This window comes from Acinetobacter sp. Q85-2 (genome assembly GCF_013420555.1).
In the GTDB taxonomy this organism is placed as follows: Bacteria; Pseudomonadota; Gammaproteobacteria; order Pseudomonadales; family Moraxellaceae; genus Acinetobacter; species Acinetobacter indicus.
In genome coordinates, this window is sequence record NZ_VOXW01000008.1 from 118,469 (window position 1) to 134,787 (window position 16,319).

The 16,319-nt window shown below is 46.2% G+C and carries 18 protein-coding genes and 1 rRNA gene; 11 read left to right on the forward strand and 8 right to left on the reverse strand.

What is annotated here, in order from left to right; translation table 11 throughout:
• Window positions 1-48: 48 nt before the first annotated feature.
• Complete coding sequence (locus tag FTT68_RS06475; protein WP_005182145.1) at window positions 49-762, reverse strand: DUF3108 domain-containing protein; 714 nt, start codon at window positions 760-762, stop codon at window positions 49-51.
• A 153-nt stretch (window positions 763-915) separates the two neighbouring features.
• Entirely contained in the window at window positions 916-1,599 is a 684-nt protein-coding gene (locus FTT68_RS06480) for a hypothetical protein (RefSeq protein WP_016659565.1), read from the reverse strand.
• A gap of 239 nt (window positions 1,600-1,838) precedes the next feature.
• Between FTT68_RS06480 and FTT68_RS06485 the strand changes: the two genes are divergently transcribed.
• A complete protein-coding gene (locus FTT68_RS06485; RefSeq protein WP_180006786.1) occupies window positions 1,839-2,717 on the forward strand; it encodes an energy transducer TonB in 879 nt (292 codons plus the stop codon).
• Here the strand turns inward: FTT68_RS06485 and FTT68_RS06490 are convergent.
• From FTT68_RS06490 to miaB, 4 genes are all read right to left on the reverse strand, one after another.
• Entirely contained in the window at window positions 2,714-3,004 is a 291-nt protein-coding gene (locus FTT68_RS06490; protein WP_163169943.1) for an antibiotic biosynthesis monooxygenase, read from the reverse strand. The genes FTT68_RS06485 and FTT68_RS06490 overlap by 4 nt on opposite strands.
• Window positions 3,005-3,092: 88 nt before the next feature.
• Window positions 3,093-3,575 carry an rRNA maturation RNase YbeY gene (gene ybeY / locus FTT68_RS06495; protein ID WP_005182166.1) on the reverse strand — a complete coding sequence of 161 codons (483 nt, stop codon included), beginning with the start codon at window positions 3,573-3,575 and terminating at the stop codon, window positions 3,093-3,095.
• 19 nt (window positions 3,576-3,594) lie between these two features.
• On the reverse strand, window positions 3,595-4,668 hold the full coding sequence (locus FTT68_RS06500) for a PhoH family protein (RefSeq protein ID WP_016659561.1): 1,074 nt from the start codon (window positions 4,666-4,668) through the stop codon (window positions 3,595-3,597).
• A 41-nt stretch (window positions 4,669-4,709) separates the two neighbouring features.
• Complete coding sequence (gene miaB / locus FTT68_RS06505) at window positions 4,710-6,164, reverse strand: tRNA (N6-isopentenyl adenosine(37)-C2)-methylthiotransferase MiaB (protein WP_005182171.1); 1,455 nt, start codon at window positions 6,162-6,164, stop codon at window positions 4,710-4,712.
• Window positions 6,165-6,424: 260 nt separating this feature from the next.
• Between miaB and FTT68_RS06510 the strand changes: the two genes are divergently transcribed.
• The 6 genes from FTT68_RS06510 (at window position 6,425) to FTT68_RS06535 (ending at window position 11,517) form a co-directional block, all read left to right on the forward strand.
• Window positions 6,425-8,401, forward strand: coding sequence for a transglycosylase SLT domain-containing protein (locus tag FTT68_RS06510; protein WP_373684730.1), 1,977 nt, complete (start codon window positions 6,425-6,427; stop codon window positions 8,399-8,401).
• A 75-nt stretch (window positions 8,402-8,476) separates the two neighbouring features.
• Entirely contained in the window at window positions 8,477-9,130 is a 654-nt protein-coding gene (locus FTT68_RS06515; RefSeq protein WP_045796419.1) for a ribonuclease I, read from the forward strand.
• A gap of 178 nt (window positions 9,131-9,308) precedes the next feature.
• The gene (locus tag FTT68_RS06520) at window positions 9,309-10,295 is read left to right on the forward strand and encodes a malate dehydrogenase (protein WP_180006788.1); all 987 of its coding nucleotides are present in this window, start codon (window positions 9,309-9,311) and stop codon (window positions 10,293-10,295) included.
• Window positions 10,296-10,488: 193 nt separating this feature from the next.
• A complete protein-coding gene (locus FTT68_RS06525) occupies window positions 10,489-10,743 on the forward strand; it encodes a DUF2789 family protein (protein WP_005182193.1) in 255 nt (84 codons plus the stop codon).
• 145 nt (window positions 10,744-10,888) lie between these two features.
• Window positions 10,889-11,149 carry a DUF2789 family protein gene (locus FTT68_RS06530; protein WP_005182196.1) on the forward strand — a complete coding sequence of 87 codons (261 nt, stop codon included), beginning with the start codon at window positions 10,889-10,891 and terminating at the stop codon, window positions 11,147-11,149.
• Between the two features lie 110 nt (window positions 11,150-11,259).
• Window positions 11,260-11,517 carry a DUF2789 family protein gene (locus FTT68_RS06535; protein ID WP_005182199.1) on the forward strand — a complete coding sequence of 86 codons (258 nt, stop codon included), beginning with the start codon at window positions 11,260-11,262 and terminating at the stop codon, window positions 11,515-11,517.
• A 94-nt stretch (window positions 11,518-11,611) separates the two neighbouring features.
• On the opposite strand, the gene FTT68_RS06540 is transcribed toward FTT68_RS06535, so the two are convergent.
• Both FTT68_RS06540 and FTT68_RS06545 read right to left on the reverse strand, forming a co-directional pair.
• Window positions 11,612-12,139 (reverse strand): hypothetical protein, encoded by a 528-nt coding sequence (locus FTT68_RS06540; protein WP_005182203.1) that lies wholly within the window; start codon window positions 12,137-12,139, stop codon window positions 11,612-11,614.
• Between the two features lie 60 nt (window positions 12,140-12,199).
• Complete coding sequence (locus FTT68_RS06545; protein ID WP_005182206.1) at window positions 12,200-12,802, reverse strand: 2OG-Fe(II) oxygenase; 603 nt, start codon at window positions 12,800-12,802, stop codon at window positions 12,200-12,202.
• 116 nt (window positions 12,803-12,918) lie between these two features.
• Here FTT68_RS06545 and FTT68_RS06550 point away from each other — a divergent pair, with 116 nt between their 5' ends.
• The 4 genes from FTT68_RS06550 to FTT68_RS06565 all read left to right on the forward strand — a co-directional run.
• Entirely contained in the window at window positions 12,919-13,776 is an 858-nt protein-coding gene (locus FTT68_RS06550; RefSeq protein WP_005182209.1) for a 23S rRNA (adenine(2030)-N(6))-methyltransferase RlmJ, read from the forward strand.
• Between the two features lie 46 nt (window positions 13,777-13,822).
• On the forward strand, window positions 13,823-14,647 hold the full coding sequence (pssA, locus tag FTT68_RS06555) for a CDP-diacylglycerol--serine O-phosphatidyltransferase (protein WP_016659558.1): 825 nt from the start codon (window positions 13,823-13,825) through the stop codon (window positions 14,645-14,647).
• A gap of 24 nt (window positions 14,648-14,671) precedes the next feature.
• Window positions 14,672-15,760: a DUF6670 family protein gene (locus FTT68_RS06560; protein ID WP_180006789.1), complete on the forward strand. Its 1,089-nt coding sequence runs from the start codon at window positions 14,672-14,674 to the stop codon at window positions 15,758-15,760.
• Window positions 15,761-16,201: 441 nt separating this feature from the next.
• A 16S ribosomal RNA gene (locus FTT68_RS06565) occupies window positions 16,202-16,319 on the forward strand; the annotation flags it as partial.

Sequence of the window (16,319 nt, forward strand, 5' to 3'; positions counted from 1 at the left end):
TATTTTAAAAAGCACCTGAAAAAATGCAAGCAAAAATCGAGAAAATGATTAACTTGTTGGGCCTTTATAGCCGGTTAACAGCAGGCCATAAGAGTTCTTCTTGTCCAGATGGGTCACTTTCACCGGTAAGTAGTCCAGTTTTGGCGCTAACCAGAAAATGGTTTCACGGCCCGGCTTGTCATGCTTAATCGCCACTTTAATGGTGTCAAAGGTGCCATAATTGGTTTTTACGCTTTCACTGCCTTGGCGTACAAATTTACGTGCTTCGACCTCCTTGGCATCGGCCAGGTAATAGGTCGATTTGAGCGAACCATTTTTTAAGTCTTCACGAATCTGCAATTCGGCATTTAGCTCATCGAGTACACCGGCTTTCCAGGCAAATGAACGCGACTCTTTGTCTTTTTTGGTATTAATTTTTTTCGCAGCCGGATTAAAGTGAATACTCATGGTGTTGTTATGAATCAGGATTTTGCTGCTGCGGCTAAAGCTGGAAGAACCAATTTTGCCATTTTCAAAGGTGAAGCGGCTGGTTTCCGTGGCCGAAGCAATCCCGCCGGCTTTGGCGGCAAAAACATAGTTCCACTGATTGCCGGATTTGCTTAAGGTTCGGGTCGCAGAGCCAAGGTTTTTGCCGTTATAGCTGAACTGATAACTGGCTTGGAATGGACTCATGGCAAAAGTCTGGTTTGAGAACCCTGCAAATAACAGTGCAGTCGAAACTCCCGCTGCCATGCCCATCGTTTTCAATACGTGTTTAGCCATAAGTAAATTGTTTCCTATTGCTGTAAATAAGCGCACATTGTGCTTTGTTCTATTATGCGCTTGAATGATGAAGAGAAAATTTGCAAATATGCACTTTATGTAACGCTTGTGTAGCAATCCTGATCGGCATCTGCAATCTCTCTGTTTGAGCTTTTAGCTCTTTTTCTGTTTGATGGGCGTCACTTCTGTGGCCGTTTGTGCTTCTTCGGCTTCTTCACGATCGCGATCTTCAGCAATTTTTCGAAATAGGGTGGTTAGGTTGACATTGCCCATGACCACCAGTTCGGCTTCACGCAACACCGCATGATTGACATGCACTTTGCCCAGAGTGTCAATGATCGAGCGGTTCTTGCCCAGCCAGCGGTTCAGGTCTAAATGTAATAGATCATCTTTAACTTTAATCACATTCAGTTTTTGCAGAATCATGCCCAGTGGATCTTTGTTCAGCACTTTCTGATAGAAGAACAGCGCAAACCGCACACCCAGCTTATGCAGGATGCTTGGATATTTGGCTTCAATCACCTGGGTATCACTAATCTGTTCAAATACAATCAGCTGGACATTTTTATTCAGTTCCATCTGCACCAGTTTCAAATCTACCGACAAAGTAATATACAGCCCGTTGTAGTCCAGGGTCGCATACAGACGCAGCCAGTCGTCATGTAAATCGGCATGTAAGTCTTTCAGCATTTTGACATTGTCGGTGACAAAGCGCTGAAAGGTCGCATTCAGAAAAACCTGAGACATTGGAAATTCGCGCTCATCTTCAATAAATCCTTCAGCCTTCTGATACATCTGACGTAAACGTTTTGAAATGAGAGAGATAAGAGGGGACATACAGGGCATTCCAATGGGTTAATCTTTATTAACTTTGCAGAGATCTTGTCGAATTGTATTAAAAATACGCCAATTGAAGCTTGCAGTTTAGCAAAATAAACTGCACCATTTTCAAGATTTTATTTATCGTGACACGACATGTTGACGAGTGTCTCGCTTTTTTTCAAAAGTAAAAACCAGTCTTATTTTATCTCGTTTTATACGATTTGGGGAATCCGCGATTTTGTCGGATTAATGTGATGTTAAAGAAATTTCATTTTGCACCTTTGACGCAGCAGTGGTGGAAAGATCCACTATTTGGCACCGTACTGACGCTGGCGGCACTTTCGCATCTGGCTGTGTTAACGGTGCAATTTGTCATGCCACAGCAAAGCGATGCCGCGGTCAAGGAAATTGCAGTCAGCTTAAGACCAAGTGCCACCGAAATTAAGGATGCCGACTTTTTAGCACAGGCCGACCAGCAGGGTTCTGGCACCTTCCGGGAAGCGCACCGCATGTCCAGCGATATGCTCGCACCAATGATTGAACAGAGTGCCGGTGATCAGCAGCTGGAAAGTCTGGAGCGTTTGCAGCAGCAGCGTGAACTGAGCTTTGAAGAAAAAGTGCTAATGACCACCTTAAGCTGGCAAAAGCAGGCGGCGGAAAACCAGCGTAAAAAAGCGCTGGAAGAATTAAACAGCCAGTTTCAGGCCAAAGCGGCGATGGTGGCCAGTCTGGAAGCGCAGTATTTACAGCGTCAGCAAAATTTCAGCCGTCAGCAGAAAATTAAAACCGTAGATGGAATTCAGGCCAAGCAGGATGTCGCAGCCGGTTATCTGGAAAGATTCCGTCAGAAAGTCGAATTTTATGGTAACCGTTATTATCCGGAAGCGGCCAAGCAGCAACAGTTGGCCGGTGAGGTGCGTTTAATGGTGATTTTAAATGCCAACGGTGGGATTCGTGCGATTCGTTTAATTGAAAGCTCGGGGCATACCATGCTGGATGAAGCTGCCAAGGCTTCTGTGCGTAAAGCTGCTCCTTTTGGTGCCTTTGATGCCAAGATGAAAGATATTTCCGAGCTACGCATTATCCGGACCTGGCGTTTTGACCCGGCTGAGGCGGAGTTTGAGGTGCGCTAGCGTTTGTAGTGACGTAATACTTCACAAACTTCAACACTGAAATTTTCATACCAAGTGTTATGTCCGAGTTGTTGTGCGACTTGGTGTTCCGCATCTAAATGCCAAGCGTGTATATCTGAAAGATCATGCCAATAGGATAGGGCGATTTCAGATAAACCTTCTGTTAATGCTTCAAAATGAATGCAGCGGAATTGGCTTAAGGCTTTCTGACGTAACTGCTGTGCTGTGGCAAAATACAGAGGATCAAGTGTTTTAATTTTCGCTTTAAAAATAACAACGTATTTCATGATTGTGGCTTATCTATTTTTATTCATCTCATCATAAAATAAACCCTATAAAAAAAGCGAGCCTAAGCCCGCTTCTTCATTTTTTACTTTAATCGCGTTCTAAATACGGGTTTTCAAAACCGAGCTTATCCAGAATTTCAATTTCAATGCCTTCCATTTCTTCAGCATCTTCATCTGAAGTTTCATGGTCATAACCCATCAAATGCAAGGTGCCATGCACTAGCATATGGGTGAAATGGGTTAGCGGTGCTTTGCCTTGCTCATTCGCTTCGCGTAGCACCACCGGAATACAGATCACTAAATCCCCAATGGGGAAGGCATCAAGAAATTCGGCCATTTCATCGGGCAGTTCACTTGGGAAAGACAGCACGTTGGTCGGTTTGTCTTTCTGGCGATATTCCAGATTCAGTTTATGGCTTTCTTCATTGTCGACACAGGCGATCCCGATTTCACAGTCACTTTGGGTGCCAATATGTCGCAAGGTGGTTTCTACAACTTTTTTGATATAGCCACGTTTCAAGACCAGTTCAGGGGCTTGAACATCCTGTTGTAGAGAAAGACTCAGTTTCAAAATATATCCTTAGATCAGTTTAGTCCTGCGCATCGGCCTTGGCATCGTTTTCTGCAATCAGCGCTTCCTGACGGGCTTTGCGTTCGGCACGGGCTTCTGCACTCAGACGTTGTTGCTCACTGTCCCAGCCTTCGTAGGCTTCAACAATTTTCTGCACCAGTTGATGACGCACCACATCACGTGAATGGAAACGGGTAATATGAATTTCCTTGACGTGCTCCAGCACGCGCAGGGCATGCGCCAGACCAGACTGCTGACCACGCGGTAAATCGACCTGAGTCACGTCACCGGTAATTACGGCACGTGAGCCAAAGCCCAAACGGGTCAGGAACATTTTCATCTGTTCTGGTGTGGTGTTCTGCGCTTCATCCAGAATCACAAAAGAATGGTTCAGGGTACGACCACGCATATAGGCCAGCGGCGCGACTTCAATCACCTGACGTTCAATCAGCTTGGCGACTTTTTCAAAGCCGAGCATTTCATATAACGCGTCATACAGCGGGCGCAAATACGGGTCAATTTTCTGGGTTAAATCACCCGGCAGGAAACCGAGTTTTTCACCGGCTTCAACCGCAGGGCGAACCAGTAAAATCCGCTGGATTTCATTACGCTCCAGCATATCGACGGCTGCAGCTACCGCCAGGTAGGTTTTACCGGTTCCTGCTGGGCCAATCCCGAACGAAATATCGCTTTGTAAAATACGCTGCACATAACGTTTCTGGTTGGCACCGCGCGGGTTAATCCGGCCTTTGCGGGTCTGTAACCAGACCGCATCTAAACCGGTATGTTCCTGCTCTTCATCAATCTGCAATTCACGGTCAGTCTGGCTGCCCTGAATCATCATGTGTAAGGTGTCGGCACTAATCTGGCTGGAATTTTCCGATTCTTCATATAAACGCTGAAGCAAGAGCTCGGCTCTCTCAACTGCATCTATTTCACCATCAATAAAAAAGGCATCACCTCGATGAGAAATTTGCACATCTAGACGCTGTCCAATCTGTTTCAAGTGGCCGTTATAAGCACCGAGCATGCTTTTGAGACGTTCCATTGAAATGCCAGGAAAATTTACTGTACGTCGAATTGCTGCAGTCAAGAGAATTCCTTATTCAGAAGTAGTCGTATTGTTTCCTTACATTACGCCACGTCTGGTTCAAGATTCAAGAGTTCACCATAAACTAAATTTAAAGTTTTAATCTCGGTAATCTCAATCTCCGCAAAGCGTCCGACCCAAGCCGGATCACCAATAAATGTTACCAAACGTGTATTGTCCGCCGTGCCGACCAGCACATTCGGATCTTTGTTCGACACGCTCTCAATTAACACACGTTGCACGGTGCCGAGCATGGCATCAGTTTTGTCAATACTGGACTGTTTAATCCATTGCTGCACTTTGGCCAGACGTTCTTTTTTGACATCTTCCGGAGTGTTGTCCGGCAGTTCAGACGCCGGGGTGCCCGGACGTTTTGAATAGACAAAACTGTACGAATGGTCGAAGTCCATATCTTGAATAAACTGATAGGTTTCTTCAAAGTTCTCGTCGGTTTCGCCCGGGAAGCCAATAATAAAGTCAGAAGACAAATGCATGTCCGGACGCACTTTACGTAACTTGGCAATTTTTTCGATGTAAACATCAATGGTGTGGTTACGCTTCATGGCCTGTAATACATCATTGGAGCCACTTTGTACCGGCAAGTGCAAATGCGACACCATTTGTGGCAAGTCGCGGTAGCATTGAATCAGGTCATCATTAAATTCTAGCGGATGCGAAGTGGTATAACGTAAACGGCCAATCCCCGGAATTTCGGCGACCAAACGCAACAGGTCAGCAAAGGTACAGATGTTGCCGTCAAAAGTTTCACCGCGGTAACCATTCACGTTCTGACCGAGCAGTGAAATCTCACGCACACCTTTTTCTGCTAAACCGGCAATTTCCGCCAGTACGTCATCGAGTGGACGTGAAACTTCTTCACCACGGGTATAGGGCACCACGCAGAAAGAACAGTATTTGGAACAGCCTTCCATAATCGACACAAAGGCTTTAAAACCTTCGACGCGCGGTTCTGGCAGGAAGTCGAATTTTTCAATGTCCGGGAAGGAAATATCCACCAGCTTGATTTTTTCTTTTTTCGGTTTTTCAACCTGATCATTATGCTGATCCAGCATTTGTGGCAAACGGTGCAAGGTTTGTGGGCCAAACACCATGTCGACATACGGCGCACGTTTTTGAATATTGTCACCTTCCTGAGAAGCAACACAGCCACCCACGCCAATCACCAGATCCGGATTTTTTTCTTTCAGTTTGCGCCAGCGGCCCAGTTCCGAGAACACTTTTTCCTGTGCCTTTTCGCGGATGGAACAGGTGTTCATCAGCAGGATATCGGCATCGGCCGGATTGCTGGTCAGCACATAGCCGTGAGAATCGCCTAAAAGATCTGCCATACGATGACTGTCATACTCATTCATCTGACACCCTTGCGTTTCGATGTACAGCTTTTTCACTGAACCGTCGGCTGGGGTGTGCTGTGGCTGGGTAACAGTGTTTTCTGAGGCAGCTTTGGCACCATTTGGAATGAAGGTTTGAACCGTCATGTAGGCTCCTGAAGGATAAAATCGAGATCGTCCGTTCTGAAATGTTTGAACGGCAGAGGTGATAGAAAAACGCGTATTTTAACAGGAACTGGGTATAAACTTATAGCCCTAAATGAGGGAAGCAGAAGATTGATTTATCAATTAAAATTGTTCGAAAATTAATATTGTTTAATCATGAGGTTACATAACACAACAATTGAGGTGTTTGAGAATAATGAAACTGTTTTAGTATATTGCGGTAAGAGAGGAGAGGCGAAGTAATGACTGAAAATAGGCACATGCGCACATGGACTGAAAAGAAAAGAATTTTTTGCAAAAAGCTTGTGTTAGGTTTGGCATCACTGAGCATTTTCCCAACCTTGTACGCAGCCGAAGAGCAGTTTAATGATGCGCTGCGGGCAGCCAATACCAGTAACCTCTCTTTATTGCAGCAATATCAAAGTGCCATGCAAAATGATGTGCTCGGCTATTATCCGGAATACTGGATTTTAAATACCAATCTGGCCACTCAGTCACCCGCTTCGATTGTGCAGTTTGCCCAGCGTTATCCACAGTCGGCCATGGCAGAAAAACTGGCTGCCGATTATGTCGAAGAAAAAGTCAAACAGGCCGATTTTAGCAATGCTGTATCAGTGCTGCCGTATGTGACCAATGCCGACCGTGCCGAAAGCTGTGCCGTGGCGCAGGTGCGTGCCCAGTCGGGTGATCCGCTGGTTTTTGCCGAATTTAAAGATGTCTGGCTAACCACCAATTCGCAGCCGGAATCCTGTACCGGTCTGGGCCGGATGATGTTATCCAGCCCACTGATGACCCAGGAAGATAAACAGCAGCGTTTGTGGGTGCAGCTGCGTGCCGGCCAATCCGGACAGGCGCTTGCCACTGCACAGGGACTAGGTTTAAACCTGAGTCTGTCGCAGCTGAATAGCATTCAGGCCAATCCGCTTAACTATTTATGGTCTGCACCAAAAGCCAGTGCTGAAGATCAGGCTTATCTGATTTATGCCTTGGGCCGCCTGGCCGATACCGACCTGAACTCGGCTCTATCTGCGGTGAAACGTGCTGCAGAAGGTACCCCGCAGTCGGTGCAGCGCGCCTTGTATCGTGCTGTGGGCTATATTGGCGGCACCACCGTCATGAAGAACAATTTTAACCGTGAAGTACTGAATGCGCTGGATGCCAGCTATGGACTGCCATTTAGCCCGGAAGAAGCGGAAATTTATGCCCGTCAGGCGATTCGTTTTGGTGCTTGGGAAAGTGTAATTCGCGCGATTGATGCCATGAGCGTGTCGCAAAAGCAGGAAGACCGCTGGCAGTACTGGCTGGCGCGTGCCTCTGAGCAGCGTGGCGATGCCACTTCAAAACGCAGTGCTGACGCGATTTATAAACGTTTGGCTCAGGGTGATGATTACCACAATTTGCTGGCCAAAGATCAGCTCGGATACAGCTATTCTTCGATTCCTGTGAGCCGTGAGCCAAGTTCGCAGGATATGCAGCGTTTAAATCAGGATATTCACTTTAGACGCGCCTTTGCCTTGCGCCAGATTAATGCACCGGCCAGTTATATTAACCGTGAATGGAACTGGGCTGTGCGTCAGGCCTATTTAAAACATGATGATGGTCTGTTATTGGCTGCAGCCAAACGCGCCACCGATATGGGTTGGTATGACCGGGCCATTTATGCGGCAGACCGCACCACCAAGCAGCATAACTATCAGTACCGTTATGCTATGCCGCACAAGAATTATGTGGTCAGCCACAGCCAGAACGCCGGGATTGATCCGGCTTGGGCCTATGGCCTGATGCGTCAGGAAAGCCGTTTTGTGACTACGGCGCGTTCGCATGTCGGGGCGGGTGGTTTAATGCAGATTATGCCGGATACCGCGCGTTTAATTGCCCGCCAAATGAGGGAAACCTATAATCCGGCGGCACTCACCGATATGAATACCAATATTCGTTATGGCACGTTTTATCTGTCGACCATCCAGGGTCAGCTTAGTAATAACTCGGTTTTAGCAACTGCGGGCTATAATGCCGGGCCAAACCGTGCCCGTCGCTGGCAGCCTGAATTTCAAAACATGGCAGCGGATCAATATACCGAATCCATTCCGTTGCTGGAAACACGCGATTACGTTAAACACGTCATGACCAATGCCACGCACTATGGATTATTGCTGGGTCAGGGCGCGCAATCAATCAGTAAACGTATGCAGCAGATTCCAATGCGCAATACGCAGTAAACAAGATGGGGTGTCTCCTGCATGGATGCAGGAGGATGGGACTCAAAACGACACGAGAAGGTGCTAAGTTTGAGAATGAAGAAATTGACAGCCGGGGGGCAGCCAGCGGGAATCCTCATCCTGATTTCGGGTGGGGCGGGGGTATTGCTCAGTAGTGCTGCATGTGCTGCCACGGTGCAGGGCTATGTCATGGATGTACAAATGACACCCGCCGTGTGCATGTTTGACAGCAACCGCGCCAAGCAGCGGAAATGCCTGCAAGGCTACTCGCTGAATATTACCGGGCTGTATCCGGAAACCTCCCGTCGTGACTGCGAAACCAGCTCTTCAGCCAAACTGTCTCCCATTCAGGCCAAAGTGGTGGCACGGGTCATGCCCGATGAACATGCCCGGGTGCAATTGTGGCAGGGTATTGGTGGCTGCGTACCGATGAATGCCAGCCAGTATTTCCGTACCATCATTAACTATGCCGACCGGCTGAAAGTCCCGGCGGTGCTGACCGGTCAGGAAACTACCGTGGTGCAGCAGAATGAACTGAACCGGCTGTTTATTCGCCTGAATCCGGGCATGCATTCCAAGAGCATTCACTTTCAGTGCACTTCGCATCAGGCCAAAAGTTATTTAACTGAATTGAAAATCTGCTATAGCCCGAATGGGCGCTATAAACAGTGCAGCAGTAGCGTGGAAACCCAGTGTCCATCGGCCTTTATTATTAAAGGTTCATACTAAAACCCGACGTTTTTCGGCATTTTATTTATATTTCCTATCAGACTTTTGTTGAAATCCATAGCCTTTTACATGCATCTGACAAAGGATTGGAGTACAATCTTTGCCGTTTATGATTATTAAGATTAGATAGAACAGCTATTTAATCGCATTAACTATCCTCTCAACTGGAGATAATTACATGAAGCAACCTGTTCGCGTTGCCGTTACTGGCGCTGCTGGTCAAATTGGTTACAGCCTATTATTCCGTATCGCTAGCGGTGAAATGTTGGGTAAAGACCAACCAGTTATTCTTCAATTATTAGAAATTCCTGTTGAGAAAGCTCAACAAGCGCTGAAAGGCGTAATGATGGAACTTGACGACTGTGCTTTCCCATTATTGGCTGGCATGATCGGTACTGATGATCCTAAAGTTGCATTCAAAGATGCTGACTATGCACTTTTAGTTGGTTCACGTCCACGTGGTCCAGGTATGGAACGTGCTGACCTTCTTAAAGTCAACGGTGAAATCTTCATCGGTCAAGGTCAAGCGCTGAACGAAGTTGCGAGCCGTGACGTTAAAGTTCTTGTTGTAGGTAACCCTGCGAACACGAATGCTTACATCGCAATGAAATCTGCTCCAGATCTTCCAGCGAAGAACTTCACAGCAATGTTACGTCTTGACCACAACCGTGCGTTGACTCAACTTGCTCAAAAAGCTGGTGTTGCAGTTTCTGACATCAAAAACATGACAGTTTGGGGTAACCACTCTCCAACAATGTATGCTGACTACCGTTTTGCGAACGTAAACGGCGAAAGCTTGAAAGACAAAATCAACGATGCTGAATGGAACAAAGACGTATTCCTTCCAACTGTTGGTAAACGTGGTGCTGCAATCATCGAAGCGCGTGGTCTGTCTTCTGCTGCTTCTGCTGCAAACGCTGCAATCGACCATATGCGTGACTGGGCGCTTGGCACAAACGGCGAATGGGTAACCATGGGTATTCCTTCTGATGGTTCTTACGGTATCCCTGAAGGCGTAATGTTCGGTTTCCCTGTAACTTGCGAAAATGGCGAATACAAGATCGTTCAAGGTCTTGAAGTCGACGAATTCAGCCGTGAGCGTATCAACTTCACGCTAAACGAGCTTGAAGAAGAACGTGCAGCAATTGCTGACATGGTGAAATAATTTAGTGTTGAACTAAGTTAGAAAAAGCACTCCATTTGGGGTGCTTTTTTTATGCAGCTGTATGGATTGTTGTATTGATCAGCGCCATGACAAACCTCACAAAACATAACAAGAATACATCGGCCTGTAGCCCTAATGCTGTTCCGGATTTGCTAGTTTATGGACTTCGCCTAGAAAAATACGGAGTCATTCCATGGTACTCGAACAACAGCCGACCTTAGAATTATTATTTGAACAACTGGGTTTAGCCGCAGACGAAGCATCTATTGAGCAATTTGTGCGTGCCCATCAATTGCCGGCAGAAGTGACCTTGCCCGATGCTGGATTCTGGAGTGAGGGACAAAGCGCCTTTTTACGCGAACACTGGCATCAGGATGATGAGTGGATTGTGATTATCGACAAATTAAACCAGTTACTACACGTTGAAAGCGACAAGCTGGCGCAATAAGCCGGAGCCAGTTCAATCAGGTTCATCCGCCTTACATGCTTTGGTACAAAAAAATACAACAAGCGCAGTCACAAGGCTGTGCTTTTGTGCAGAATTCTTATAACGTAAAGCTACAATACAGTAAAAAAATGCTGAGGAGGGCGCCATGTTTGATCAGCAACCCACATTAGAACTGTTATTTGAGCAGCTGGGTCTAGAGTCCAGTTCAGAAGCCATTGATCAATTTATTGAAAGCCATCAATTAACTTCCGATATTCCCCTACATAAAGCCGCATTCTGGAGCAAGGCCCAGCACGATTTCATTATCAGTCACTGGAAAAGTGATGATGAATGGGCCATCGTGATTGATGTCTTAAACGAGCAATTACATACCGAACATAAGCTTTCCGGCTCTTGCGAACTTTAATCACAAATTGAAACAACAAACCTGGTCGCAAAGACTAGGTTTTTTTTGCTTTATCTTATAAGTTAGATGGATAAATAACTACAATTTATCTGATATATAAGGAGGGCGAGATGCTCAATCACAACACACCATCCTTAGCTCTATTATTTTCTCAACTTGGTTTAGCCAATAGTCCGGCGGCCATTGAACTTTATGTACGTACCCATCAACTGCCTTCCCATATTTCTTTGCATGATGCGCCGTTCTGGAATAAATCCCAGCGTGCTTTATTAATCAGTCATCTGGTCCAGGATGATGACTGGGCGATCTGGGTCGATGAATTGAATCAACAATTACATATGGATGCCTATAAAGCCCAAACCGCTTAATCCCGCCTGAAGATTCAAGCGTTTCTGTAGTCCATAAAAAATGCCTCAATCAATGAGGCATTTTTGTTGTTAAATATTTTTTTCGTGCTGAGCTTTAGTGTAAACGCGGCTGAATCAGCTGCACAAACCAGCTTTGACCATGACAGTGTTCAAAGGCAGTATGTTCACGTAGTACATCGGCATCAAACTCGGCTGTTTTACGGTATTTGGTCAGCCAGTGCTGAGTCAGGGCATTTTCTTTTTTCGCTGCGCTGGCATAGGCCAGAAACAGGTAAATATCGCCATGATTATAATTGGTCAGCGGTTTTAGAATCTGCTGGGTAATTAAGGCAAAGCGGGTTTCCTGGCTGATTTCAAAATACAGCATATAGGCCTTGGCCAGGGTTAAGGACAGATTTAAATATAAGGACAGCGGCATTTCCTCAAATTCAACCCGGCCCTGCTCCAGCAATACAATCGCTTCTTGCAGGAAATAGGTCTGCTCCTGACGGACCTGACTCAGCATCACCAGTTCTAGGCGTAATGAAGCACGTTCCAGCGCCAGTTCCGGGGTGTTGCCCTGTAAATAGAGCTGGTCAGTTTCACCGATACGCTGAATAATCGGTTGGGTGGTATCACGCATCGGCACAATCCTCAGTTCACAATACGGTTTATATGAGGCCACTTGCCAGGATTTAAAGGATCACCACAACTGTGGATCACTACGCAGCCAGGCAGTAATCGAAAGGCGCTGCTGTTTGGAGAGCAGCACTTCATGCAGCAAATCACTTTGGAATAAGGCCATCCGGTTGGGCTGTGGCGCAATGATCTGCCATTCGCCCTGTTTGTCCTGCAAGCGTAATTCACCGCCCCAATCGGCCTGCCACTGTTCATGCAGATAAAAGACGCAGGAAATCATCCGGCCATTTTTACCTTGCGGATTATCGCGGTGCAGGGCATAAAATTCGCCGGCGTTATAACAGGCAAAATGGGCTTCGACTTCCTTAATGCCCAGAAAAAAGGCACGATTTAATTGCTCGGCCAGCGCCATTAAGGTTTGGGTATGCTGCTCGGCAACCGGCAGGCTTGAATCCAGCCATAAGATATGATCACTGCGAATCTGGCTGACCACACCGTTTTGAATGGCTGCGTTACGAAACTCATTCAAATGTGCGGTACATTCTGCTACCAAAGCTTGTACATAATCCTGTGGATAGGCATCATCAATCAGGGCATAACCGGATTGATCCAGATCATTGAATATCTGTGCCAGATTCCAGGATGGTGGTAGAGAATGTGTTTGCATAGGCAAAACTCGAACAAGGATAAAAAAGCGGGGGAACTATTTTAGAGCAAGATAAGCCTCTGAATGAAACTTTTTTTCATGCTAAAATACCGGTTGATTTCAGGAATTAAAGAAACATGAATTACCGTCACCATTTCCATGCAGGCAACTTTGCCGATGTCATGAAGCATGTGCTTTTGCTTCAGTTACTGACACGTTTAAATGCCAAAGATAAACCTTATCGCTATATTGATACACATGGCGGTGCAGGCAAATACGACTTATCTTTAGCACCTGCACAGAAGTCGGGTGAGTTCTTAAATGGTATTCACCGTCTGGTCAAACTGGATGACTCGATTATCCGCAATGCACCGGAAGGCGTGAAGCAGTATCTGAATCTGGTCGAGCAGATGCGCGAGACGGATGGCAAGGGTGCTTATCCGGGTTCACCATGGTTTGCCTTACAAGGCATGCGTGAGATGGATAAAGCCACGGTGTTTGAAATGCAGCGTGATGTTTTTCAGCAATTGCGCAGCAATATCCGTGACCGTCGTGCTGGCTTGCATGAACGTGATGCTTACGAAGGTCTGCTTGGGGTGATTCCACCGAAAGAAAAACGCGGTCTGGTCATGATTGACCCGCCTTATGAGCTGGAACGTAAAGACTTCCCGCAGCTGGTAGAACTGCTGGTCGCGGCCTATAAAAAATGGCCAACAGGCGTGTTTGCGGTGTGGTATCCAATTAAAGACCGCGCCATGATTGAACGTTTTGAAAAGAAAATGTACAAATCGGGCATTCGCCGTCAGCTGGTTTGCGAAATCTGTGTCTGGCCAGATGATACCCCGGTTGGCTTGAATGGCTGTGGTTTACTGGTGATCAATCCACCTTGGAAATTCTCTGAAGATGCAGATGAAGCCTTACAATGGTTATTCCCGCATTTACGCATGCAGGACAATGGTGGACATGCAGCAGTACGCTGGCTGGTTGGCGAATAACCCAAGCAGTCACAACAGAGATTAGGTTAGAGTTAGGAATAAAATAATGATAAACACACCGAAGCCCGAGGGTGATTCCGTGACGCGTGAACATGATTACGATGGAATCACATTTGAAGTGGTGGAAGAGGAACGTACCCGCGAGGGGCAAAAGGTCAAACGCCGTGGCATCTACCTGTGGCCTAATCTCATTACCACCGCGGCTTTACTGTCGGGCTTTTATTCAATTATTGCCAGCATGAATGGCGAATATAGCCAGGCCATTTATGCCATTTTCCTGGCGGCCTTATTTGATGGTTTAGATGGTCGTGTTGCGCGTGCCATTGGTGCGCAAAGTCCGTTTGGTGAGCAGTTTGACTCCTTGTCCGATATGCTGGCCTTTGGTGTGGCCCCGGCAATTTTAATGTATAGCTGGAGCCTGAATGATCTGGGCCGGATTGGCTTGGCCTGCTGTTTTGTCTATACCGCCTGTGCGGCTTTCCGTCTGGCGCGTTTTAACGTGCAGATTGGCGTGGTTGATAAGCGTTATTTTATTGGTGTAGCCAGTCCATTGGCGGCTTTAATGCTGGTGTCGCTGGTCTGGGTCGGCCGCGATTTTCCTGAAATTTATAATATTCAGGACTTTGGTATTCAGATCATCAACGCCGTGATTATTGTGGTGGTTGGCTTGCTGATGATTTCCAATATTAAATATTATTCCTTTAAGACATTGGACCGTAAGCGGGTGCCGTTTATTGTGCTGCCGATAGCAGTTTTTGTACTGGCGGCCATGACCTATAATATTCCGGTCGGTATTCTGGTGATTTCTATCATCTATGCATTATCAGGTTTTGTGACCACTTATATGGCGAGAAAAACCGCCGAATCATAACAAGATGACACCCAGGAGCTTGCTATGCAGATGTTTCAAGATTTTCTCGATCGATCCAAACAACTGAATCAAGCTCCACATCAACTCAAGCTTGAGCAGCTGCCTTTTCACGCCCCGAACCAGAAATATAAAATTATTCATCAAGGGCTGATGATTCCCAATTTGCCCGCGCCCTTACATTATCTTAATTTCCTGAGCCTGATTGGGCAGCCAAATGCCCCGATGCTGCGTAATGACAGCGCGATTCAAACCCATCCGCTGGATACTGCTACGGTACTGGTCAGTTCCAGTCCACATATGGTGGGGCAGCTCAGCAGTTATTCAGTGGAAAAAGAATGTTATTTCAAGCCGGCACTGTTTCAGTTTGGTGGCCGGGAACAGCTGGAAGGACATTTTCCGGAGTTTCGGGTCCAACGTCTGGATTCTGAACTCAGTTTTGATCTGAAGATTCGTACTACCCCGGTGATTTCCTATTTTGCCAAGCTACGCATGGGGCTGGCCGATCACTGGTCTTTGCTGTGTGAATGCAGTGGACAGCTTCAATATAAACAGCAACATTATCAGATCCAGCAACTCGGCAGCTTTGAATATGCGCGAGCCATTAATTTTCCTTATCTACCTTTAGCCTTTTTTACCTATCAGGTGATTAATCTGCAGCAACAACGGCAGTTATTACTGGCCCAAGTGCGGGACCGCTTTAACCGGATTTTGCAGTCGCGGATGTATTTGCGTGACCTGAGCAGCGGTCAAAGCCGGCTATTTGATGAAGGCGTATATTTTAAAGTACACCGGGTTTATCCGGCGGTGATGACTCCAAACCGGCAAAGCATGTATCTGCCGCGTGAATTTGAATGGTGTTACAGCGGTGCAGATGGCACGCGTATCCATATTCAGGCACAAAGCCGCGGGGATTTTAAATTTGGCTTGGCTGCAGGTTATGTCGGCAGTTTTCATTATCAGGTCAAAATAAATGATGTCGAAGAACAGGGCGAAGGCGGCTATTGTGAATATATTGATTGTCGCGCCTTAAAATGGCAGGAAAAAAATCAGGCAGAAAAATTAGGTGATCATTTGGCCAATCCGGTCCCATTTTTAGTGAAAAAAGAAAAATAAGTGTATTTTTGTTGAATAAATAAACAGTTGTGTCGTATTTCCCAAAATAATTAAAAATAGGGGTTGCGTCAGGTTTTATTTGCTCTATAATGCACATCCATCGGCGGTGATGTTGATAAAAACTTGTTGATAAACAAGGATTTAGCTAAAATGGTTGAGTTCTGGTTTAGGTGGTAAGTTTAGAAATAAAATCAACATTGCATGTTGACTTTCTAAAAATAGAGAGTAATATAGCCGACCTAGCTTGATGCTGACGAAGCATCGAGAAGATCATTAAGAGATTATGAAGAACAACTTGTGTGGATTTTTACTGGTTGATTAATCGAATATATTTTCATTAATTGATTGGTTTAAATTACTCGAAGTTTATTTGAGCGAATTTAAGTCAGAAAATTGATGAGCCAAGTTTAAGAGTTTTACTTATAAAACTCGAAATGATTTTAACTGAAGAGTTTGATCATGGCTCAGATTGAACGCTGGCGGCAGGCTTAACACATGCAAGTCGAGCGGGGAAGGTTGCTTCGGTAACTGACCTAGCGGCGGACGGGTGAGTAATGCT